Origin of the sequence: Anaeromyxobacter sp. SG66 (assembly GCF_022690805.1) — a bacterium.
GTDB lineage: Bacteria > Myxococcota > Myxococcia > Myxococcales > Anaeromyxobacteraceae > Anaeromyxobacter > Anaeromyxobacter soli.
The window spans coordinates 1-21,772 of record NZ_JALCZC010000009.1; the positions used below are offsets into that span (position 1 = coordinate 1).

Here is a 21,772-nt window from a genome sequence, read left to right on the forward strand (position 1 = left end):
CCGCCGGGGGCGGCGCGGGCTGAGGGGCGGGCGCGGGGGCCTCGCCGGGCTGCGCCCCGGCGGCCGGACCGGCCTGGGCGGCGGCCTTGGCGCGGTCGCGCTGGGCCTGGAGCATCCTCGGGTTCGGGGCGAGGATCATGAACATCTGGCGCCCTTCCATGCGGGGCGCCGCCTCGATCACCGCCACCTCGCGCAGGTCCTCGATGATCCGCTGGAGCACCTTCTGCCCGAGCTCGCGGTGCGACATCTCGCGGCCGCGGAAGGTCACCGTGATGCGCGCCTTGTTCGACTCGGCGAGGAACTCGCGGACCTTCTTGATCTTGGTCGCGTAGTCGTGCTCCTCGGTGCGCGGGCGGAGCTTCACTTCCTTGAGCTGGACGACGACCTGCTTCTTCTTGGCCTCGTTCTGCTTCTTCTTCTCGAGGTACTTGAACTTGCCGTAGTCCATGATCTTGCAGACTGGCGGCTTGGCCATGGGGCTGACCTCGACGAGGTCCATCCCCAGCTCCTGCGCCCGCGCCAATGCCTGCTCGATCGGAAGCACACCGAGCTGCTCGCCTTCGGGACCGATCGCACGGACCTCACGCGCCTTGATGCGGCGGTTGGTGCGCGCGTCCCGGTTCCCTCCCCCTCGGCTGTCTCGCTGCTGGATCGCCATGCTCCTCCACTACGGTCGCCGTCGCTCCCCAGGTGGCCTCAAAGGACGAGGCCCCGGGAGCGGGGCCGAAAAGACGCTGTAGGATAAGGATTTCACGAGCGAAGTCAAACGCGGCGGTGCGCCGGGGCCGCGACGGCGAGGGAGGGACCCGCCGCCGCGCCCGGCGCCCACCCTCCCCTACCTCGCGTTGGGGTCCGAGGAGTCCTTCTTGGCCTCGCGGATCCAGCTCATCATGTCGCGCAGGCGCTTGCCCACCTCCTCGATGGGATGCTGGGCCTCGGCCTCGCGCATCTTGTCGAACATGGGCCGCCCGACCTGGTTCTCGATGATGAACTCCTTCGCGAACTGGCCGCTCTGGATCTCGCGCAGGATCTTCCGCATCTCCTCCTTCGTCTGGCTCGTCACCACGCGCGGGCCGCGGGTGTAGTCGCCGTACTCGGCGGTGTCCGAGATGGAGTGACGCATCCAGGCGAGCCCACCCTCGTACATCAGGTCGACGATGAGCTTCAGCTCGTGCAGACACTCGAAGTAGGCGCTCTCCGGCTGGTAGCCCGCCTCGGTGAGCACCTCGAAGCCCGCCTTCACGAGCGCCGAGGCGCCGCCGCAGAGGACCGCCTGCTCGCCGAACAGGTCGGTCTCCGTCTCCTCCTTGAAGGTCGTCTCGAGGACGCCGGCGCGCGTGCAGCCGATCCCCCGCGCGTACGCGAGCCCGACGGCCTTGGCCTGGCCGCTCGCGTCCTGGTGGACGGCGATGAGGCCGGGGATGCCGCGGCCGTCCTGGTACTGCCGGCGCACCATGTGGCCCGGCCCCTTCGGCGCGACGAGGAGCACGTCCACGCCCTCGGCGGCGCGGATCTGGCCGAAGTGCACGTTGAACCCGTGCGCGAAGAGGAGCGCCTTCCCCTTCGTCATGTGCTGCGCGATCTCCTCGTCGTAGACCTTCTTCTGCGTCTGGTCCGGGATGAGGACCATGATGACGTCGGCCTCGCGGGCGGCCTCCGCCACGGAGACGACGCGCAGCCCGGCGCCCTCGGCCTTCGCCTTCGAGCGCGAGCCCGCGCCGAGGCCGACGCGGACGTCGACCCCGGAGTCGCGGAGGTTGAGCGCGTGGGCGTGGCCCTGCGAGCCGTAGCCGATCACGGCGACCTTGCGCTTCTTGAGCAGGTCGAGGTTCGCGTCCTTGTCGTAATAGATGGTGGCAGCCATTCTGGGTTCCTCGCTACTTGAGATTGGGGGGAGCGAGCGTCTTGAAACCGCGCTCGAGGGCGATGCGTCCGGAGCGGCAGATCTCCTGGATTCCGAAGGGGCGCAGCCGGTCCTCGAGCGCGTCGAGCTTCCCGGCGTTGCCGCTCGCCTCGACGACGAGCGCGTCGGGCGAGACGTCCACGATGGTCGCCTCGTAGGTCTCGGCGAGCGCCCGGAGCTCGGCGTGGTTGCGCTCCGGGGTGTGGATCTTCACGAGCATGAGCTCGCGCTCGATGAGGTCCGCCGCCGAGAGCTCGCGGACCTCGACGACGGGGACGAGCTTCTGGACCTGCCGCACCACCTGCTCGACGGTCTTCGAGCCCAGGCGCACGACGATGGTCATGCGCGAGTACTCGGGCCGCTCCGTCGGTCCGACGGTGAGGCTCGCGATGTTGTACCCGCGCCGCGAGAAGAGGCCGGAGATGCGGTGGAGCACGCCCGGCTTGTTCTCGACGAGGAGGCTGATGGTGTGGGTGGACCCGTTGGGCTTCTCTTCGGTGCGTTCCATCCTAGTCACCTCCGCCGTCGATCATGTCGTTCAAGGGGGCGCCGGCCGGCACCATCGGGAACACCTTCTCCTGACGGCGGACCCGGACGTCGACGATGGTCGGGCCCTTCGAGTTCGCGAGCGCCTGATCGATGACCTGGTCCAGCTCCTCGGGCGTGCGCGCGCGGAGCCCGAGGCAGCCGTACGCGTCCGCGAGCTTCACGAGATCGGGGCGATCCGTGAGCGGCGTCTGCGCGAAGCGGCGCTCGTAGAAGAGCTCCTGCCACTGCCGGACCATGCCGAGGAACAGGTTGTTGAGGACGAAGATCTTGATCGGCAGCTCGAGGTCCACCGCGGTCGCGAGGTCCTGCAGCGTCATCTGGAACGAGCCGTCGCCGTCGATGCCGATCACGAGCTCGCCGGGCCGGCCGAGCTGGGCGCCGATCGCCGACGGGAGGCAGAAGCCCATCGTGCCGAGGCCGCCCGAGGTGATGAACTGGCGCGGCTCGGAGGTCCGCCACCACTGCGCCGCGAACATCTGGTGCTCGCCGACGCCGGTCGTGACGATGGCCTTACCGCCCGTCTTCTTCCAGAGCGTGTCGACGACGTACTGCGGGAGCAGGTACTTCTGCCCGTCCTGCTCGTACTTGAGCGGGTACTTCTTCCTCCACTCGTCGATCCGCTTCCACCACGCCGAGAGGTCGGGCTTGCCGTGCGCGGCCTCCGCGCGGCGCACCTCGTCGGTGAGCTGCGGCAGGAGCCGCCTCAGGTCGCCGACGAGCGGGACCGTCGCGGTGACGAGCTTCGAGATCTCGGCGGGGTCGATGTCGAGGTGGACGATCTTCGCCTCGGGCGCGAAGGTCGAGAGCTTGCCCGTGACGCGGTCGTCGAAGCGCGCGCCGAGCGCGATGATGAGGTCCGAGTACTGAACGGCGTAGTTCGCGTACCGCGAGCCGTGCATGCCGAACATGCCGAGGCACTGCGAGCTCGTCTCGGGGAAGGCGCCCTTCCCGTGCACGGTCGTGACGACCGGCGCCCCCACGAGCTCCGCGAAGGCCGAGACCTCCTTGTGCGCGTCCGAGATCCGGACGCCGCCGCCGAGGTAGATGATCGGGCGCGTCGCGCCGCGGATGAGCACCGCGGCGTCCTTGAGCCGCGGCTCCTCGCGCACGGGCGGGTGGTAGCCGGGGATCTCGACGGTCTCCGGGTACTCGAACTCGAACTCGGTGTTCTGGATGTCCTTCGGGATGTCCACGAGCACCGGGCCCGGCCGCCCGGTGCGCGCGACGTAGAACGCCTCCTTGAGGATGCGCGGCAGGTCGTGCACGTCGGTCACGAGCCAGTTGTGCTTCGTGATGGGCATCGTGATGCCCGTGATGTCCGCCTCCTGGAAGGCGTCGGACCCGATGAGCGAGGTCGCGACGTTGCCCGTGATGGCGACGAGCGGGACCGAGTCCATGTACGCGTCGGCGATCGCGGTGACGAGGTTCGTCGCGCCGGGGCCGGACGTCCCGAAGCACACGCCGACCTTCCCGGTCGCGTGCGCGTACCCCTCCGCCGCGTGCCCGCCCACCTGCTCGTGGCGGATGAGCACCTGCTTCGGGCGCTCGCACCCCCACATCGCGTCGTAGATCGGCAGGATCGTCCCGCCGGGCATGCCGAAGACGTAGTCGACGCCCTCGGCCTCGAGCGCGCGGCGAACCGCCATCGCGCCCGTGATCTTCTCCTTGGCCATGTCTTCCTCGTGAAGCGCTTTACGTTCCGTGTGAGACCGCAGCTCGCGAGACGGAGACGGCGGGCCCTCCCCGCCCCGGCGAGCGCCGGGGCGAGGCGCCCGCCGCTATACCTTCGACTCGAACGCCGCGATGGCCTCCTCCTGCGAGAGCAGGAAGCCGAGCTCGTCGACGCCGTTCAGCAGGCAGTACTTCGCGAACCCGTCGAGGGGGAACGAGGCGGTCGTGCCGTCGGGCAGCGCGACCGTCTGCGAGGAGATGTCGATGCGGACCTTCGCGCCCGGCGCCGCGAGCAGCTTCGCGTGGCTCGCGGGATCGAGCACGACCGGGACGAGCCCGTTCTTGAGGGCGTTGTTGCGGAAGATGTCGGCGATGCGCGTCGAGACGACCGCGCGGATGCCGTGGTCGACGAGCGCCCACGGCGCGTGCTCGCGCGACGAGCCGCAGCCGAAGTTGTCGCCCGCGACGAGGACGGTGCAGCCCTGCGCCTCGGGGAGGTTCAGCACGAACTCGGGCCGCGGCTTCCCGCCGGCGTCGTAGCGCCAGTCGGAGAAGAGCGCCTTCCCGAGCCCCTGCTTGTCGGTGACCTTGAGGAAGCGCCCCGGGATGATCTGATCGGTGTCGATGTTCTCGCGCGGGATGACGACCGTGCGGCTCTCGATGGTGCGGATCGGTTCCATGGTCCTAGCCCTCCACCAGCCGCCGCGGATCGGCGACCGCGCCGGACACCGCCGCCGCCGCCGCCGTCGCCGGGCTCGCGAGCAGCGTCCGCCCGCCGGGCCCCTGGCGCCCCTCGAAGTTCCGGTTCGACGTCGAGACGCAGTACTGGCCGGGCTCGAGCATGTCGCCGTTCATGGCGAGGCACATCGAGCAGCCCGGCTCGCGCCACTCGGCGCCCGCGTCGCGGAAGATCCGGTCGAGCCCCTCCGCCTCCGCCGCCTTCTTCACGGCGTGGGAGCCCGCCACGACGAGCGTCCGCGTCCTCACCTTGCGGCCGCGCATCACCCTCGCCGCCTCGCGCAGATCCTCGAGCCGGCCGTTCGTGCAGCTCCCCACGAACACCACGTCGATCTTCTGCCCGAGGATGGGCTTCCCCGGCGTGAGCGCCATGTAGCGGAGCGCGCTCTCGAGCGTCGCGCGCGCGGCGGGATCCTTCTCTGCCCCCGGATCCGGGATGCGCCCGGTGACGGGGATGCCCTGCGCCGGGTTCGTGCCGAAGGTGACCATCGGCTCGAGGCGCGAGACGTCCACCGTCACCTCCCGGTCGTAGACCGCGCCGTCGTCCGTCGGGAGCTGTCGCCAGCGCGCCACCGCCGCCTCGAACGCGGCGCCCTGCGGGACGCGGGGCTTCCCGGCGAGCCACTGGAACGTGACGTCGTCGGGCGCGATCATCCCGGCCCGGGCGCCGCCCTCGATCGCCATGTTGCAGAGGGTCATGCGCCCTTCCATGGTGAGCGCGCGCACCGCCGGGCCCGTGAACTCCATCACGTGCCCCGTGCCGCCGCCCACGCCGATCTGGGCGATGATCGCGAGGACGAGGTCCTTCGCGGTGACGCCCGGCTGCAGGGCCCCCTCCACGCGGATGGCGAGCGAGCGCGGCTTGCGCTGGAGGAGGCACTGCGTCGCGAGGACGTGGCCGACCTCGGACGTCCCGATGCCGAAGGCGAGCGCGCCGAAGGCGCCGTGGGTGGCGGTGTGGCTGTCGCCGCAGACCACCGTCATGCCCGGCTGCGTCGCCCCCATCTCCGGCCCGAAGACGTGCACGACGCCCTGCTGCGGATCGCCGAGGCCGTGGAGCTCCACGCCGAAGTCGCGCGCGTTCCGCTCGATCTGCGCGACCTGGGCCTCGTTCTGCGCGTCGTAGAACGGCCAGCGGCCGTCGGGCAGCCGCGGGAGCGTCGGGGTGGAGTGGTCGGTGGTGGCGAGCGTGCGGTCGGGGCGCCGGACCTTGAGGCTCCGCTCCCGCAGCATGGAGAACGCCTGCGGGCTCGTCACCTCGTGCATGAGGTGGAGGTCGACGTAGAGGACGGCGGGCGTCTCCGGCGTCTCGGCGCGGACGACGTGGGCGTCCCAGACCTTCTCGAACAGCGTGCGCGTGCGGCGCGCGTCGGTGGCGGCGGTCATCAGACGGTACCCATCTCCTCGCGGCGGGCCTCGTCGGTCGCCGGCGTCTTCAGCGCGATGCGGTTCACGACGTCGAGGAACGCGCGCGCCGACCCCTCGACGATGTCGGTCGAGAGCGCCCGGCCGCGGTAGACGCCGGACGCGTGCTCGACCTCGATCGACACCTCGCCCTGCGCGTCCTCGCCCGTCGAGACGCTCACGATCTGGTAGTCGCGCAGCTTCACCGGGATGCCGGTGATCTTCTCGATGGCGCGGTAGACGGCGTCGACCGGCCCGTCGCCGGTGGCCGCCTCGCGGCGCTGCTCGCCGCCGCGGGAGCGGAGCGCGATCGAGGCGACCGGGAGCGTGCCCGTGCCGGAGGTCGTCGACAGCGCCTCGAGCTCCCAGGCGCGGCCGCCCTGGGCGAGCATCTGGCCGTGGACGACGAGCGCCTCGATGTCGGCGTCGTAGATGTCCTTCTTCTTGTCGGCGAGGACCTTGAAGTCCTGGAAGACCTTGTCCACCGCGGCGTCCTCGAGCACGTAGCCGAGCGCCACGAGCCGCTCCTTCAGCGCGTGCCGGCCCGAGTGCTTGCCGAGGACGAGCTGGCTCTTCGTGAAGCCGACCTCCTCGGGGCGCATGATCTCGTAGGTCTCACGGTGGGTGAGCATCCCGTGCTGGTGGATGCCGGCCTCGTGGGCGAACGCGTTCTGGCCGACGATCGCCTTGTTGCGCTGCACGTGGAGGCCGGTCACCTGGGAGACCAGCCTGCTCGTCGGGTAGAGGCGCTCCGTCTTCACGCCCGTGCGCACGCCGAGGACGTCCTGCCGGGTGCGGAACGCCATCACGACCTCCTCGAGGGAGGCGTTCCCGGCGCGCTCGCCGATGCCGTTGATGGTGCACTCGACCTGGCGCGCCCCCGCCATGACGCCCGCGAGGCTGTTGGCCACCGCGAGGCCCAGGTCGTTGTGGCAGTGCACCGACATGATCACGCCGTCGATGCCGCGCACGTGCTGCTTCAGGTAACGGAGGGTGTCCGCGTAGGTGGTCGGCAGCGCGTACCCCACCGTGTCCGGGATGTTCACCGTGCCGGCGCCCGCCTCGATCACGCGCTCGACCACCTCGGCGAGGAACTCGAGCTCCGTGCGGGCGGCGTCCTCGGTGGAGAACTCGACGTCGTCGAAGCGCTCGCGCGCGAGCTTCACGCCGTCCACCGCGCGGCGGATGATCTCGTCCTTCGCGAGCTTCAGCTTGAAGTCACGGTGGATGGGCGAGGTGGCCAGGAACACGTGGCAGCGGCGGCGCGGGGCGTCCTGCAGGCCCTTCCACGCGGCGTCGATGTCGCCCCGCGTGCAGCGGGCGAGGCTCGCGATGCTGGGGCCCTCGACCTCGCGCGATACGGCCTGGATGGCCTCGAGATCCCCCGGCGAGGCGGCCGCGAACCCGGCCTCGATGACGTCGACGCCCAGATCCCGCAGGGCCCGCGCGACCTGGAGCTTCTGCCCCAGGTTCATCGACGCCCCGGGCGACTGCTCGCCGTCGCGCAGCGTGGTGTCGAAGATGATGACCCTGTCGGCGTCTCTCACGGCAACGCTTTCTCCGCCGCCCTCGCGACGGGAACCCTGGGGTTTGCTCGCTTCTGAGCTGCGGTGGGAACGATCGGCGGCTGAGCTCGTGCTGGCTTGGGAAGAAACGGTCCGTTGTTCGGGGGAATCTGTCGACATGCGGTCTCCTGGCTCCTGTTTCGTTGGGGCCGGAGAACGTCGCCTGTCGGGGGCAACCTCTCCGGCCGGTTCGGCGGAAGAGGTCGCGGCGCGGCGTTAGCCTGACCGGGATACCTCTCCCGCCAGGCTAAGAAGTCGGTGCGCGCGTACGAGGAACATCAGAAAAACGAGCCTATCGATCCGCGAGCGGACCTGTCAAGCGGGGCGCGACGCGCACGGCGGGCCGCCGCGCTCCCTGCGAAGGAGCGGGCGCACGATCGCTGATCGAAGGGCGAGCACGACGCGATGGGCCTCGAGCCCGTCACTCCGCGTGGACGCTCGGATGATCGCCAAACGACGGCGTGATTCGCGAATCACCCGAAGTGATTCTCGAATCGCCGGCCGTCGCCTAGTACGGCGGCGTCGCCTCGCGGCGCAGCAGCGCCTCGAACGCGTCGAGCGACATGGTCTTGAGATCCTCGCCGCCGTGGCGGCGGGGCGCGACGCCCTTCGCCTCGACCTCCTTCTCGCCGATGACGAGCGAGAAGGGGATCTTCGCGAGCTGCGCGTTGCGGATCTTGGCGCCGAGCTTGTCGGAGGACTCGTCGAGCTCGACGCGCCAGCCCTGGGCCGCGAGCTTCGCCTGGACCTCGCGCGCCCAGGCGTCGAACCGGTCCGAGACCGTCACGACGCGCGCCTGCACCGGCGCGAGCCAGGCCGGGAAGACGCCGGCGTAGTGCTCGGTGAGGATGGCGATGAAGCGCTCGAAGGAGCCGTACACCGCGCGGTGGATGACGACCGGCCGGTGCTCGTGGTTGTCGTCGCCGACGTAGGTGAGGTCGAACCGCTCCGGCGCCGCGTAGTCGAGCTGGATCGTGCAGGTCTGCCACTTGCGGCCGAGCGAGTCGGTCACGACGAAGTCGATCTTCGGGCCGTAGAACGCGCCGTCGCCCGGGTTCAGCTCCCAGGGCAGGCCCATCTTGTCGAGCGCGGCGCGGAGCGCGCCCTCCGCCTTGTCCCAGAGCGCGTCGTCGCCGATCCGGTCCTCGGGCTTCAGCGGGCGGGTCGAGAAGAGCAGCGAGAACTCGAGCCCGAACGCGCCGTACACCGTCTTCATGAGCTCGACGATCCGGCTGACCTCCTCCGGGATCTGCGACTCCATGAGGTAGAGGTGCGCGTCGTCCTGCGCGAACTGCCGGACGCGGGTGAGCCCGCCGAGCGAGCCGGAGAGCTCGTTCCGGTGCAGCGTGTCCACCGTGAAGTAGCGGATGGGGAGCTCGCGGTACGAGCGCTTCCCCATCTTGTAGAGCAGGTGGTGCGAGGGGCAGTTCATCGGCTTGAGGCTCATCGAGAGCCGCTCGTCGACGGGGAGCGCCGGGTCCGACTCCTTGTCGAACACGAGGAACATGTTCTCGCGGTAGACGCCCCAGTGGCCGCTCTGCTCCCACAGCCGCTTGTTGAAGAGGAGCGGCGTCTTCACCTCCTGGTACCCGCCCTTCGTCACGAGGCGCCGCATCGCGTCCTCGAGGACGTTGTAGAGCGTGGTCCCGTTCGGCAGCCAGAACGCCGCGCCGGGCGCGACCTCGTGGAACGCGAACAGGCCGAGCGCGGGCCCGAGCTTGCGGTGGTCGCGCTTCCGCACCTCCTCGAGCTTCGCGAGGTGCGCCTCGAGCTCCTTCTTGTCGAAGAAGGCGGTGCCGTAGATGCGCTGGAGCATCGCGTTCCGCGCGTCGCCGCGCCAGTACGCCCCCGCGACGTTGAGGAGCTTCACGACGCCGATGCGCTTCGTCGACGGACCGTGCGGGCCGAGGCAGAAGTCGACCCAGTCGCCGTGGCGGTAGAGCGTCAGCGTCTTCGCCCCGCGCGCGGCGATGTCCTTCACGATCTCGACCTTGTACTTCTCTCCCAGCCCCTCGAAGAGCCCGAGCGCAGCGTCCATCGAGATCTCCTCGCGGACGAACGGGAGGTCGGCCGCGATGGCCTCGTTGGTCGCCTTCTCGATCTTCTCGAGGTCCTCCGGCGTGAAGGGCGTCTCGCGCGCGAAGTCGTAGTAGAAGCCGTCCTCGATCGCCGGGCCGATGGTGACCTGGGTGCCCGGGTAGAGCTTCTGGACGACCGAGGCCATGACGTGCGCCGCGTCGTGGCGCGCGACCTCGAGCGCCTCGGGGCTCTTCGTGGTGACGATCTCGAGCTTCGCGTCGCGGTCGATCGCGCGCGAGAGGTCCACCGCCTCGCCGTCGAGCCTGGCGAAGTAGGCGGCCTTGGCGAGCCCGGGCCCGATCGACGTCTTCACGAAGTCGAGGACGGTGGTGCCGCGCGGCGCGTCCTTCTGGCTGCCGTCGGGGAGGGTCACCTTCACGAGATCGGACATGGTCGTCTTCCTTAACCGCGCGCGGCGCGAAAGGCCAGCGGCGACGCGCTTGTAGCCCACGGGACGGTCGCCATCAAGCACTCCCCGCGAGCCGATGAGCGAGGGGATGCGGCGTTCTCGACCCGGTCCGATCGCGCTCGATCGAGAGCGCCGCTCCCCTGCCGTGGCCGGAGCGGCGTCGAGCTGGACGGGTTCTATCCGTGGCGCGTCGAGCAGCGCGCGGGTCTGCTATAAGCGGCGGTGTGCAGCGCTCCTCGTGGGAACGCTCGCTGCGGGTAGCGGCCGGCCTGGCCGTGTCCGCCGCGGCGCTCTGGTTGACCCTGCGAAACCGGGACCTCGGCGCGATCTGGCGAGCCGCCCGCGCGGCCGACCCGCGGTATCTCGCGGCGTACCTGGCGATCCTCGTCGCCTCGCACTTCCTGCGCGCCGCTCGCTGGTCCCTGCTGCTCGAGCCGAGCGCGCGCATCCCTTTCGCGCGAGTGAACGCGGTGAGCGCGGTCGGGTTCATGGCGACGCTGATCCTTCCGCTCCGGCTCGGAGAGCTCGTCCGGCCCGCGCTCGTCGCCGATCCGCACGAGGTCCCGCTGCCGGCGGCCCTGTCGACCGTCATCGTGGAGCGCGTGGTCGATGGTTTGTTCTCTGCGCTCGTGCTCGTCGGGACCTTGCCGTTCCTCCCGAGCACCGCCCCCGGCGTCGCCCTGCTGCGCGCCGGCGGCTGGGCCGTCTTCTTCGCGTTCGCCGGCGCCGTCGCCTTCCTCGCGATCGCCGCGGCGAACGGCGCCGCGGCCATCCGGTTCGCGCATCGCGCGCTCGACCCCCTCTCGCCCCGCGTCGCCGCGCGGGTCTCCGCCGTCGCGACGACCTTCGTCGAGGGCCTCCGCCGCTTGCCTCGCCGCCGGGGACTCGCCTGTTTCCTCGCCCTGACCGTCGTGTTCTGGGCGCTCGGCGGATGGAGCATCGCGGTGCTGGCGCAGGGCTTCGGATTCGGCCTCTCGTCGCTCCAGGCGTTCACGGTCCTCGGCGTCCTCTCCGTGGGGATGATGATCCCCGCCGGACCCGCGATGCTCGGGACGTTCCAGGCGTCTGCGGTCCTCGGGCTCTCGCTCGTCGCGCCCGGAGCGCTCGCCGGGGCGCAGGGCCTCGCCTTCGCGAACGTGCTGTGGGGAGCGCAGCTCCTCCAGGTCGTCGCGATGGGCGTACCGTTCCTCTTCTCTCGCCACGTCGACCTGCACCGGATCGGCCGGCAGCTCGGTCCAGTTCGGACGGCGGAGGCGTTGCCACGCGAATGAGCCGCGACTCACGCCCGTGGCTGTCGGTCGTGATGCCGACCTACAACGGCGCCGCTTACGTCGGCGCGGCGCTGGAGAGCGTCTGCCGGGAGGCCGCCGACGACATCGAGGTGGTGGTCGCGGACGACGGTTCCACGGACGCGACGCTCGACGTCGTCCAGAGCTACGGCGCGCGCGTCGCGCTGCGCGTCGTCAGCCGCGAGCGCGTCGGCAACTGGGTCGTGGGAACGAACACGGCGCTGCGGGCCGCGAACGGCCGGTTCGCGTGCTTCCTGCACCAGGACGACGTCTGGCTCCCCAGGCGCGTCGCGGCGCTTCGGCGCGAGCTCGCCACCTTCGAGGGCCCGCTGCTCGTTCACGCGTCCACGTTCCTCGATCCAGGGGGCGCACCGCTGGGCGCCTGGCGGACGCCGTTCCGCGCGGGGGGGACGGTGCCGTCCAGCGCGTTCGTCGAGCGACTGCTCGTCCAGAACTTCCTCGCCATCCCCGCGCCGGTGTTCGACCGCGCGTCCGCCCTGGACCTCGGTGGCCTCGACGAGTCGCTGTGGTACACGGCGGACTGGGACTTCTGGCTGCGCCTCGCGCGGCTCGGCCCCGTGCGCGTCCTCCGCGAACGCCTCACCGGCTTCCGGGTGCACCCCGGCTCGCAGACGATGGCGAGGGACCGCACCCGGCGTGCCTTCGAGGAGCAGCTGTCGGCCGCCCTCGAGCGCCACCTCGAGGCCTGGGCGCGCGACGTTCCTCCACGGCGCGCGAGATCGGTCCGCCGGGCCGCCGAGTTCTCGATCCAGGTGAACAGCGCCCTCGCGGCCGCGTACCGAGGCGAGCGGCTGGACGTCGCCGGGCTGGCGAGATCGTTCGTCGCGCTCGGGCCGGCTGGATGGACCCGGTACCTGCGCGACTCCCGGATCTTCGAGCGGGTAGGCGCCCGGCTGCAGCTCCGAAGGTGATCGCGGTGAATTCCATTGCCGCCGAGGTCCGGTACACTGCGCGAGCCGACTCACCCGCAGCGGGATCTCGATGAGCCCAAGAGAAAGCACGGCGCGCTCCGACATGGCGCCCACGAACGATTTGGACGTCTCCGTCGTCATCCCCTGCCTGAACGAGGTGAAGACGCTCGGCACCGTGATCGAGAAGGCGCAGCGTGCGTTCGCAGCGCTCGGGCTCGAGGGAGAGGTCGTCGTGGCCGACAACGGCTCGACCGATGGCTCCATCGACGTCGCGACCGGCCTCGGGGCGCGCGTCGTGAAGGTTCCCGAGCGCGGCTACGGGAACGCGCTCCGCCATGGCATGGCGGCTGCCCGGGGACGGCTCCTCGTCATGGGGGACGCGGACGACACGTACGACTTCGGCGAGCTCGGCCGATTCGTGGAGGCCTTCGACGGGGGCGCCGACTTCGTGATGGGGACGCGGTTGCCTCCGGGGCGCATCCTCCCCGGCGCGAACCCCTGGATGCACCGCCGCGTCGGCACTCCCGTCCTCACGTTCATCCTGAACCGCCTGTTCGGGACCGGCATCCGCGACGTCAACTGTGGGATGCGGGCGATCGCCCGCGACAAGTTCTCGCAGCTCGACCTGCGGAGCGGCGGGATGGAGTTCGCCTCCGAGATGCTGATCAAGGCGGCGGTCGAGAAGCTCCGCATCGCGGAGGTTCCCGTCACGCTGCACCCGGACCGCCGCGGACGTCCGCCTCACCTCCGCAGGTGGAGCGACGGCTGGCGTCACCTCGAGTTCATGCTGCTCCACGCCCCGGATCAGCTGCTGTTCGTGCCCGGCGTCCTGTTGCTGGCGCTCGGGCTGCTGTTCTCCGTCCCGGTGAGCTTCGGACCGGTGCACCTGCTGGGACGCACGTTCGACTTCCACCTCCTCTTCCTCGGCGGCTCGATGGCCCTCATCGGCCTCCAGGGCCTGCTGGGCGCCATCCTGGTGCGGGACGTGGCGCGCGGGCGCGTGCTGCGTCCCAACGCCCTGCTGTCCGGCCTTGCGCGCCACCTCACCATGGGGCGGGGTCTGGCTGCGGGGGCCCTGCTGTTCGCGTGCGGGTTCGCCATCGACGCCGTCGTGCTCTTCTCGTGGATCGCCGAGCACTTCGGGGCCCTCAACGAGCCGCGCAGGAGCATCCTCGGGCTCCTGCTCATGACCATCGGCGCCGAGATCGGGCTCGCCACGTTCCTCCACGCGGCGCTCAGGAAGCACCGGTGAGGTCCGCGGACCCGCGCCTGGAGTCGCCGCGCGATCGGAAGGGCGATTACGCCGACCGGCTCGTGGGGCTCCAGCAGGCCTGGTGGAAGCGGCTGCTCGACGTGCAGCGCCCGTACCGGGAGCACCTTCGTCGGCTGAACCTGGGATTCGTCCTCGAGGTCGGCTGCGGCATCGGGCGGAACCTGGCTCATCTCGGGCCCGGCGCTGCCGTCGGGGTGGACGTCGACGCGAGGGCGGTCGAGATCGCGCGCGCGCGCCGGCTCGTCGCGTTCACCCCGGAGGAGCTCGACGCGTCCGCGTTCGCGGTCGCCGGTCGGTTCGACGCGCTGCTCCTGTCCCACGTCCTCGAGCACCTGCACCTCGGCGACGCGGAGGCCCTCGTCCGCAGGTATCTGCCGCTCTTGCGTGCGGACGCGCGCGTGGTCGCCATCACGCCGCAGGAGGCGGGCTTCCGCTCGGACCCGACCCACGTCGAGTTCATGGACTTCACCCGGGTCGCGACGGTCCTGGAGGGCGCCGGCCTCGAGCTCTCGGAGCGGTACTCGTTCCCCTTCCCGCGCGCGGTCGGGCGGGTGTTCAAGTACAACGAGTTCGTGTGCATCGCGCGGAAGCACCGATGAGCACCGAGCCCCGTCGCGAGCGCCCGCCCGGCACGGATCCGGATGGCCGGGGATCGCGCGGTCCTCGTTCGCCGCGCGGCGGCGGCAGAGCTCACCGCCGGGGCGACGAGCCTCGCGGGGCGCTCCCCGCCTTCAGCCGGCGCTCGGCGCTCTGGACGGCTGCGATCGCCGGCTATCTCGTCTACGCGGCCGCCCTGCTCTCTCCCATCTGGCTGCAGCGGGTCGAGCCGAAGTGGGACGCCGTCAACTACTTCTATCCCGCGTTCGCCTTCACCCGCGACGCGCTCCTCGACGGCCGAGCGCCGCTCTGGGATCCGTTCACGAACTGCGGGCTCCCGTTCCACGCCGATCCGCAGGCGCCGCTCCTCGATCCGCTCGCCCTCCTGCTCGCGCCCGCAGCGCCGTCCGCCTCGCAGGGGTTCGCTCTCTACTGGAGCATTCACTGGGCGTGGGCGGGGCTCGGCGCCCTCCTGCTCGCGTTCGCCCTCGGCGCCGGGCCCGTGGGCGGACTCGTCGCCGCGATCGCCTACGCCTTCTCGGGGTTCTTCGTCGGGAACGCGCAGCACACGACGTGGATCGTGACCGCGAGCTGGCTGCCCTGGACGTTCGGCCTCGCGCACCTCGCCTTGTTCCGGCGATCCTGGGGGCTCGCGTTGCTCGCCGGTGCCGCCGCGGGGCTCTCGGCGCTCGGAGGGTATCCGGGGCTCGTCAGCTTCCAGGTGTTCGCGCTCGCCCTCTGGCTGTTCGCCGCCGCCGCCGCCTCGGACGCGCGCGGCGCGGACCTCTGGCGTTCGCTCGCGCGCGCCGCCGCGATCGTCGCCGTGGTGACGGTCGTGCTCGTCGCGATCTGGGCGCCCGTGCTGCACGCGTTCCTCACCCACGCGGCCCAGTACACGGACCGCGCCGGGCCGCTCCCCCGCGAGGTCGCGAACTATCAGAACCCATTCACCCTCCGCGCCGCGGTGTCTCTGCTCTTTCCGCGCGCGGTGCTCGAGCTGCGGGACACCTTCGACTCCGACGTCTCGATGCTCGACGGGTACGCCGGCGCCCTCGCGCTCCTGCTCGCCGCCGCGTGGGTCCGCGCGCGCGGCCTGAGACGGGCGTGGTGGATCGTGGCGTTCGCGGCGCTGATGTTCGCCGTCTCGCTGGGAGGCGCCGCGGGAGTACGGACCCTGCTGTACGATCTCGTGCCTCCGACGCGCTACATGCGTCACAACGCCGGGTTCCGGATCTTCTGGATCCTGCCGCTCGCCGCGGCGGCAGGGGCCGGCCTCACCGCGATCTTCCGGCGCGCCGAGCTCCGACGCTGGACCACGCGTGCGGCGGTCGCGTGGCTCGCCGGCGCGATCGCGCTCGCCGTCTGGGTCGCGAGCGCGCTCTCACGCCACGACGTGACCCAGGAGGTCGTGGCGCTCGCCCTCGTCCCGGGGCTCGCAGTGGTCGCGCTCGGCTGCGCGGCGATCGCGTGGGCGGCAGGCGCACCGTCCGCGACGCGGGCGCGGGCCGGCCTGACGATCGTGGCGCTGCTGTTCGCTGGGGATCTCGCGATCCACGTCCACTCCCAGGCGAAGACGGTGTGGACGGTCCCGGGTGCGATCGCGGAGCTCGAGCGCACGTCGATCGCGATCCCGGCGACCGCGCGGCGGCTGCTCCCGGCGGAGCAGGAAGCGCTCGGCATCCAGCTCGGGTGCCTGAACTACCAGCAGGTGCTCCGCCTGCCCGTCGTCGAGGGATACGTCACGATGACGGCACAGGGCTTCAACGACGGGCTCGTGCAGAGCCGGGGGGGGGCGGGGGGGGCCGCGCCCCCGGGCGGGGGGGGGCCGCCCCCCCCCCCCGCGCCCCCCCCCGGATGGGAGGCGGCGATACTCTCGAACGTCGACGCGGACTCCCCGGTGCCGATGCTGGTCGACGGGCGGGGGCCCGTGCTCCCCGGCGATCCGGTCCGCCCCGGGACCTACGGCGGCGTGAGGATCACGTCCTTCGCTCCCGAGCGCGTCGTGCTCGACCTGGACGTGCCAGCGGGACGCGGAGCGGTCCTCGCGAGCACCGAGCGCTACGCGCCGGGCTGGAGCGCCGAGATCGATGGCGCCCCCGCGGAGGTGTTGCGCGTGAACCGTTGGTTCCGCGGCGCCGCGGTCTCGGCCGGGCGGCACCGGGTGGTGTTCCAGTACCAGCCGCGGGGCTGGTGGCCGCTCGTGGCGCTCTCGGCGATCGCTCTGGTGCTCAGCGTCGTGGGCGGAGGCGCCCTCATGGTGCGTAACGCCCGGAGACAGCCGCCTTCATCCGTCGCGTGACGAGGTTCACGCCGCCATCCGGTGGACCGCTGGGTGAATCGAGAGGGCCGCTTCGCTCAAGGCCCAGGCGACCGCGAGCCCGGAACGCGAGAGCACGAACTCGTCGCCCCGCTCGAGCACGTGGTCGTCGAGGTCGCCCTCCTGCGTGACGAGCACGGTGCCGCGCTCGACCCGCACGGCGATCCCGATCCCCGCGGGCAGCCGCTGCGCCGCGTTCTCCGGGAGTTCCCACATCTCGCTGGTCGTCGTCCTGCTCGTCGTCATGGCTCGCCCTTTCGACGCCGCTCTCCCGCGTACGCCCGTCGGCACTACGTGGAGCGGGCTCACTGGTTACAGTGGCGGCGAGAAGGGTGCGCCGGCACCGCTCGGTGCTGCGCACGGGGTGCGCGCCGTTGCCCGGCCCTTTCGCGGCTACGCACCGGCATCGCCGCTGCGAAGCGGGAGCGGCGCGCCGCCGGTTCCGAGCCGCGGCTTTCCGAAGGTGTTCGACGTGAACCGAGAGAGCCGGGCAACTCGCGACGAACGGGCGATCACACCGCAGCGGCGCGCTCTCTGCCGCCACACGTGACCAACCGCCGGGCGAGCGGTAACCGCGATCGGAAGACGCCGTTAACCGGTTCGTCACCCAGCCGCGGCCGGAAACAAAAACGGGGACCCAGCGCGAGCCAGGTCCCCGTCATTGTTGTAGGCCCGGTCAGGATTGAACTGACGACCCCTACCGTGTCAAAAAAGGTTCCTGGAATCTGCGGGCGTCCGTGCTAGTTTGGCGGAGTCTACTAGAACGCCTGCCCGCCAAGCAGTTCCGAACGCCAGGAGTCCGCCGATGTCCAACGTCGTCCACCTCCGCCCGGCTGCGTTTTCATCCACCGATTCATCCACGGCGACCCCTACCGCGGAGGAAAATTCATCCCCGGCCACCGCGGTGGCGGCCCCTTCCGCTCCGACGCGGCGTTCATCCACACCACCGAAGCGCGGGCTGACCGAAGCGTTCGTCGCGGACCTCGCGCACGGGCCGGCGCGCTATGAGGTCCGCGATCCGAAGGCGTCGGGCCTGCGCCTCCGGGTGGCGGCCGCGCCTGGAAACACGAAGGCGTGGGTCTGGTACGCGGTGGATGGCGGCAAGCGCCTCTGCATCACGCTCGGTCGCTGGCCCGCCGTGACGGTGGACGCCGCGCGCCTCGAGCTCGAGAAGATGAAGGCGCGGAAGGCGAGCGGTGCGCTCGCGCAGCACCTCGAGCAGAAGGACGCCCCACCGCCGGTGGCGCCGGGCGCCCTGCTCCTCCGCGAGGTGGCGGAGGACTACTACCGCACGCAGATCAAGGGGAAGGTCCGCTATCCCGAGGCGGTGCGCGCGGTCATCGACAACCACGTGATCCCGCGCCTCGGCCCTCTGGAGGTGGCGAAGCTCACCACGCGCGTACTGCGTGAGCCGGCCGAACTCGCCGTGAACGGCGGGGCGGAGGTGTACGCCGCGAAGGTGTTGCAGGTGACGAAGGCGATCGTGCGGTTCGCGGTCGAGCGCGGCGACCTCGAGATCGACGTGGGCGCGCCGCTGCGCCCGAAGTCGCTGGGCATCGTGACGAGCCGCCGGCGCACGCGGTCCCTCGATGACGCGGAGCTCGGCCCGGTCCTCGCCGCGGTGGACACGCTCGGGGAGCCGACCCGGACGCTCATGCAGCTACTCCTGCTCACGGGTGTGCGCACCGGCGAGCTCCTCCGCGCCCGGTGGTCTGAGATCGACCTCGACGCGGCGGTGTGGACCATCCCACCGGAGCGGCAGAAGCTCCGCAAAGAGCGCGAGCAGGACGCGAAGCCCTGGCGCGTGCCGCTCTCCGCACCGGCGGTGACGCTCTTGAAGCACCTGCGCACGTTCGACCGCAAGTCGCCGTGGGTGGCCGCGTCGAGCGAGTCGGCGGAGGGACACGTAACGGACAAGGTGCTCGGCCGCGCGCTGCGCCGCCTCCAGGGAAGCGAGCCGCAGCGCGACGGCAAGAGCCCGCGGCCCGCGGCGCTGAAGCTCGAAGGCCAGCGGGTGAGCCCGCACGACTTTCGGCGTGCGCTCCGCGGCTGGCTCGCGCGGAATGCCTGCCCGCTCGAGGTCGCGGAGAGGTGCCTCGGGCACTCGCTGCGCGCGCTCGGTGGCGTCGTCGCCACCTACGCGGCGGACGACCTGTTTGACGCGCGGCGCGAGTGGATGGAGCGGTGGGCCGCGCACCTCGACGCGCACCGGACTGGCGCTGAGTCGGTAATGAGCTAACGTGTTCGCCTCTTCTCTCCCGAGAAAGGCGCGAGATGCTCGGTCTAGCGATAGCTTGGCGACTCCGGTGGAAGTTCTACCTGATGTTCCTGTGCGTCCCCGTCGCATTCTCGCACCGCATCGCAGAGATCCAGCATCCCGGGGACAGCATCAAGGCTGGGATTCAAGCAGCTGGCGGGTTCGCGATGGTAGGCGGGCTGCTTGCACTTGTCCTGAAGGCCTTCGGGCTCCTCGCGCGCCTATTCAGGAAGCCGACGCCGCAACCCAAGCGACTGTCCTGGTACAACACAAAGTCGGGTCTCGCTGGTGCGACTGCACTGATCGTCGCCATGTTCGGCGGTGCATTTGCTCCCCCGTTGCTGGTAGTGGTTGCGGAATCCGTATGCACGATGGCGATGCTCGGGTTCGCTGTTCGCGAAGCTCACGCGGAACTTTCCACGTCACCAGATCAGGCGCCCGCAGCACCGCGGCCGCACTGGTGAACTGGCCCAACCTGTTTTGCGCTGCCGCGAGCGGCCACTGCCCCGCACATCAATCCGCACCGCTCCTCCGGCGTGATCGGATAAGACAGGGGTCATGGCGAGAAAGACCTGCACCTTCATTCGCAAGAACGGGAAGCGCTGCAAGAACGAGCCGAGCCGCGTCGGCTTGGGCCGCTACTGTCGGCTGCACGCCTCCGCACTCGCGCGTGACGCGGCGTTCGGCGCCGTGAAATTCGGCGCGACAACGGTGGCCGGGGGTCTGCTTTGGGAGGTCGCCAAGAAGGGCATCGAGGCGACCACCGGGGTCAAGATGAGGAAGGCCTGTGGCGCCGCCGGTGGACGGAAGCCGCCTCCGCCTCAGAAGCTGCGCAGAACTGCCGGCGTTCGGAACGCGCCGCCCGCGACGATGAAGAAGCGCGGCGGGCGCTAGCGGCGGGGCCTACGCCGCGTCGCGCTCCAGGAACACGATGATCTCCTGACGGGCACCGCGGCCGGACCAGAACGAGCCGAAGAACGTGGACACATCGGCGGTAGCGATCGAGACAACGCGCCACCCCTCGACCGCGTGCATGTTGATTAGCTCCTCGAGCCTATTCGGATCGAACTTGCCCCCGAAGAACTCGTCGCGCTGAGTGATGACCTTGTACATCTTCGTGCCCGGAGGCAGGACCACGGGCTCGGGCTGCCCAGCGGGCGGCGGCGGCTCGGTGAACTCGGCCCTGCATTTCGCGCAGCGTTTGTTCGTTTCGTACTCCTGCGTCGCCCCGCAGAACGGGCATTTGTCCCCGTACTTCAGGATCCCGGGCAGCGGGCACGGGACGAACTTCTCGCCTCGCCACCAGACCTCCTTGCGCGTCTGATCAGCCTGCTGCTGGTACTTCTTCCGCTGCTCCGCAGTCTCGGCGTCTGTCATAGCCACCTCAGTTGGCACGAATGGCTCAGGCGCGTAAGTCTACCTGCTGAGCGTTGCCGCCTGTCAGTTTGTAAGTCAGGGAATCACAGGACTTGCGCAGACGTCCGCGGCGCCTCGATGGTAGCACTATAAGTGAATATGTTGGGGAGTGTAGAAAATTTTGGGACAGGTGCTGGGCGCGCTTATAGGATATACACCTATAGTGAATGAGCATCGGGAACGAAGGATTTTTGTGCGCGCCACGCCCCTGCCCCGACGCGCGACCCCGTAAAAGGAGGCCAGGCGTGGTGGGGCCCCGCGGGGGTCCCTGGCGAGATTCTGAGATTCACAGCTCGCAAGGACGAGCAGCAGCGCGGCCGCCGCGGCTAGCCGCTAGCCTAGCGCCGCTCTAGCTGACCTGGGAGATCAGCGGTTCAGCGATGCGAGGAACGCGGCGGCCGCTTCCGGCCCGCCCCGCTCTAGCTGTTGCAGCCGGGAGACGAGCGCGCCCTCGCGACCATCGACGTACTCGACCGGAACGCTCACGGCGAGCTCGAGCACGGCGACGAGCGCCTCACCTGCCGGCGCGCGGTAGCGCTCCGCCTCCGCCCCCGTGAGGCGCCGGACGCGAAGCGGCATGCCGGCGTCTACCAGCGCGCGTGAGGCGCCGTCAGCGCGCCAGGGCTGCCGGCGCTCTCCGCTCACGCTGCACCGCCGAGCAGCCGCGCCAGGACAGCCCCGGCGCGTAGCGCGGCTCGTTCCTGCTCCTCTGCGGCGCGGCGCTCCGCGGCGTGACGGTGGACGACCGGAGGGCGAGGAGGCGCGGCGGGGCGCGCGCGAGCCGACCGTCTAGAGGTGGCCTGCGACGAGCTCACGTCAGCGGGTCCACCGCGGTGGGGATGGGGGTGACGTCGATGGTCGGCGGCTCGACGTCGACCGCGGGCGGCATCGGGCGGGCGAAGGCGATCGAGAAGAAGAAGTTGCCGCTCTCCGGCGCGGTGGGCTTCTTCTTCTCGAGGTGCTGGTCGAGCTCGGCGAGGAGCCGCACCACGTTCGTCACGCCGCGGTGGTCCTGGTCGCGGAAGGCGAAGTGCGCGGCACCATGCAGCAGCCGGCGCAGGTAGACGACGTCCGTCGCCCGCTCGCCGAGGTTGCGCTCGCGCAGGGCGCTGATCGCGGCCAGCACGTCGTGGCGGGTCGCCAGGGCGTGCGCCGATCCATCCGTGAACCCGGCGCGAGCGTACGCCTCCTCCACCGGTGTGCCCGCAGCGGTGAGCTCTGCGAACCGCGCCGCTTGGTCGCTGAGCGCGGCGAGCCGCTCCTCGGCTTCCAGCGCGACCAGGGATTCGGGCTTCACGATTGCGTCATCGGACATTGCCTTTTCCTCCACGGATTCATCCAGCGACCGTCAGTGTATCACAACCCTGCGTAAT

General features: G+C 70.6%; 20 protein-coding genes. 8 read left to right on the forward strand and 12 right to left on the reverse strand.

Annotated features, from left to right (window positions below; all coding sequences use genetic code 11):
• The 8 genes from infC to thrS form a co-directional block, all read right to left on the reverse strand.
• The coding region (gene infC, locus MNZ39_RS04705) for a translation initiation factor IF-3 (protein WP_242335231.1) at positions 1-658 on the reverse strand (658 nt) is incomplete at its 3' end.
• A 177-nt stretch (positions 659-835) separates the two neighbouring features.
• Entirely contained in the window at positions 836-1,864 is a 1,029-nt protein-coding gene (gene ilvC, locus MNZ39_RS04710; protein ID WP_242335233.1) for a ketol-acid reductoisomerase, read from the reverse strand.
• Between the two features lie 13 nt (positions 1,865-1,877).
• Positions 1,878-2,411: an acetolactate synthase small subunit gene (ilvN, locus tag MNZ39_RS04715; protein WP_242335236.1), complete on the reverse strand. Its 534-nt coding sequence runs from the start codon at positions 2,409-2,411 to the stop codon at positions 1,878-1,880.
• A gap of 1 nt (position 2,412) precedes the next feature.
• Positions 2,413-4,125, reverse strand: a complete 1,713-nt coding sequence (ilvB, locus tag MNZ39_RS04720) for a biosynthetic-type acetolactate synthase large subunit (protein ID WP_242335239.1) — start codon at positions 4,123-4,125, stop codon at positions 2,413-2,415.
• A 105-nt stretch (positions 4,126-4,230) separates the two neighbouring features.
• A complete protein-coding gene (leuD, locus tag MNZ39_RS04725) occupies positions 4,231-4,803 on the reverse strand; it encodes a 3-isopropylmalate dehydratase small subunit (RefSeq protein WP_242335242.1) in 573 nt (190 codons plus the stop codon).
• A gap of 4 nt (positions 4,804-4,807) precedes the next feature.
• Positions 4,808-6,247, reverse strand: a complete 1,440-nt coding sequence (gene leuC, locus MNZ39_RS04730) for a 3-isopropylmalate dehydratase large subunit (protein WP_242335245.1) — start codon at positions 6,245-6,247, stop codon at positions 4,808-4,810.
• The gene (locus tag MNZ39_RS04735; protein ID WP_242335248.1) at positions 6,247-7,812 is read right to left on the reverse strand and encodes a 2-isopropylmalate synthase; all 1,566 of its coding nucleotides are present in this window, start codon (positions 7,810-7,812) and stop codon (positions 6,247-6,249) included. Before MNZ39_RS04735 ends, leuC begins: the two co-directional genes overlap by 1 nt.
• 526 nt (positions 7,813-8,338) lie before the next feature.
• Positions 8,339-10,300 carry a threonine--tRNA ligase gene (gene thrS / locus MNZ39_RS04740; protein WP_242335251.1) on the reverse strand — a complete coding sequence of 654 codons (1,962 nt, stop codon included), beginning with the start codon at positions 10,298-10,300 and terminating at the stop codon, positions 8,339-8,341.
• A gap of 242 nt (positions 10,301-10,542) precedes the next feature.
• Between thrS and MNZ39_RS04745 the strand changes: the two genes are divergently transcribed.
• The 5 genes from MNZ39_RS04745 to MNZ39_RS04765 all read left to right on the forward strand — a co-directional run bounded on the left by MNZ39_RS04745 (position 10,543) and on the right by MNZ39_RS04765 (position 16,708).
• Entirely contained in the window at positions 10,543-11,589 is a 1,047-nt protein-coding gene (locus tag MNZ39_RS04745) for a lysylphosphatidylglycerol synthase transmembrane domain-containing protein (RefSeq protein ID WP_242335254.1), read from the forward strand.
• Positions 11,586-12,539, forward strand: a complete 954-nt coding sequence (locus MNZ39_RS04750; RefSeq protein WP_242335258.1) for a glycosyltransferase — start codon at positions 11,586-11,588, stop codon at positions 12,537-12,539. Before MNZ39_RS04745 ends, MNZ39_RS04750 begins: the two co-directional genes overlap by 4 nt.
• 103 nt (positions 12,540-12,642) lie before the next feature.
• Positions 12,643-13,791 carry a glycosyltransferase family 2 protein gene (locus MNZ39_RS04755; protein WP_242335261.1) on the forward strand — a complete coding sequence of 383 codons (1,149 nt, stop codon included), beginning with the start codon at positions 12,643-12,645 and terminating at the stop codon, positions 13,789-13,791.
• The gene (locus MNZ39_RS04760; RefSeq protein WP_242335264.1) at positions 13,788-14,411 is read left to right on the forward strand and encodes a bifunctional 2-polyprenyl-6-hydroxyphenol methylase/3-demethylubiquinol 3-O-methyltransferase UbiG; all 624 of its coding nucleotides are present in this window, start codon (positions 13,788-13,790) and stop codon (positions 14,409-14,411) included. Before MNZ39_RS04755 ends, MNZ39_RS04760 begins: the two co-directional genes overlap by 4 nt.
• The gene (locus MNZ39_RS04765; RefSeq protein ID WP_242335267.1) at positions 14,408-16,708 is read left to right on the forward strand and encodes a YfhO family protein; all 2,301 of its coding nucleotides are present in this window, start codon (positions 14,408-14,410) and stop codon (positions 16,706-16,708) included. The genes MNZ39_RS04760 and MNZ39_RS04765 overlap by 4 nt, the downstream gene beginning before the upstream one ends.
• 6 nt (positions 16,709-16,714) lie before the next feature.
• Here MNZ39_RS04765 and MNZ39_RS04770 read toward each other — a convergent pair whose 3' ends face one another.
• Positions 16,715-16,972, reverse strand: a complete 258-nt coding sequence (locus MNZ39_RS04770; RefSeq protein ID WP_242335270.1) for a DUF2917 domain-containing protein — start codon at positions 16,970-16,972, stop codon at positions 16,715-16,717.
• 559 nt (positions 16,973-17,531) lie between these two features.
• Between MNZ39_RS04770 and MNZ39_RS04775 the strand changes: the two genes are divergently transcribed.
• From MNZ39_RS04775 to MNZ39_RS04785, 3 genes are all read left to right on the forward strand, one after another.
• The gene (locus MNZ39_RS04775; RefSeq protein ID WP_242335273.1) at positions 17,532-18,965 is read left to right on the forward strand and encodes a site-specific integrase; all 1,434 of its coding nucleotides are present in this window, start codon (positions 17,532-17,534) and stop codon (positions 18,963-18,965) included.
• A gap of 83 nt (positions 18,966-19,048) precedes the next feature.
• Positions 19,049-19,447, forward strand: coding sequence for a hypothetical protein (locus tag MNZ39_RS04780; RefSeq protein ID WP_242335276.1), 399 nt, complete (start codon positions 19,049-19,051; stop codon positions 19,445-19,447).
• 94 nt (positions 19,448-19,541) lie between these two features.
• Complete coding sequence (locus MNZ39_RS04785; protein ID WP_242335279.1) at positions 19,542-19,877, forward strand: hypothetical protein; 336 nt, start codon at positions 19,542-19,544, stop codon at positions 19,875-19,877.
• A gap of 9 nt (positions 19,878-19,886) precedes the next feature.
• Here the strand turns inward: MNZ39_RS04785 and MNZ39_RS04790 are convergent, their stop codons facing one another.
• The 3 genes from MNZ39_RS04790 to MNZ39_RS04800 all read right to left on the reverse strand — a co-directional run bounded on the left by MNZ39_RS04790 (position 19,887) and on the right by MNZ39_RS04800 (position 21,714).
• Positions 19,887-20,360: a DUF4177 domain-containing protein gene (locus MNZ39_RS04790; RefSeq protein WP_242335282.1), complete on the reverse strand. Its 474-nt coding sequence runs from the start codon at positions 20,358-20,360 to the stop codon at positions 19,887-19,889.
• Between the two features lie 405 nt (positions 20,361-20,765).
• A complete protein-coding gene (locus MNZ39_RS04795) occupies positions 20,766-20,978 on the reverse strand; it encodes a hypothetical protein (protein WP_242335286.1) in 213 nt (70 codons plus the stop codon).
• Positions 20,979-21,210: 232 nt separating this feature from the next.
• A complete protein-coding gene (locus MNZ39_RS04800) occupies positions 21,211-21,714 on the reverse strand; it encodes a hypothetical protein (protein WP_242335288.1) in 504 nt (167 codons plus the stop codon).
• Between the last annotated feature and the right edge of the window lie 58 nt (positions 21,715-21,772).